This is a genomic window from Streptomyces regalis (assembly GCF_001509475.1).
Classification (GTDB): Bacteria; Actinomycetota; Actinomycetes; order Streptomycetales; family Streptomycetaceae; genus Streptomyces; species Streptomyces regalis.
Genome location: NZ_LLZG01000257.1, coordinates 1 through 373, shown reverse-complemented (window position 1 = coordinate 373; position 373 = coordinate 1). Strand labels below are relative to the sequence as shown.

The 373-nt window shown below is 67.8% G+C and carries 1 protein-coding gene; it reads left to right on the top strand.

Features of this window, described 5'->3' with window-relative positions:
• Positions 1–373 (top strand): HAMP domain-containing protein (locus ADL12_RS25150; protein ID WP_159053287.1); only part of this gene is annotated, 373 nt, incomplete at both ends.

Sequence of the window (373 nt, the reverse complement as noted above, 5' to 3'; positions counted from 1 at the left end):
GAAGTCGACCATCAACACGATGGTGGACCAGCTCTCCGCCTTCGCCGACGAGGTGACCCGCGTCGCCCGCGAGGTCGGCACCGAAGGCAACCTCGGCGGGCGGGCCCAGGTGCGGGGCGTCTCCGGCGTCTGGAAGGACCTCACCGACAACGTCAACTTCATGGCGGACAACCTGACCTCCCAGGTCCGCAACATCGCCCTCGTGTCCACGGCCGTGGCCCAGGGCGACCTCGGCAAGAAGATCACCGTGGAGGCGAAGGGCGAGATCCTGGAGCTGAAGTCGACCATCAACACGATGGTGGACCAGCTCTCCGCCTTCGCCGACGAGGTGACCCGCGTCGCCCGCGAGGTCGGCACCGAAGGCAACCTCGGC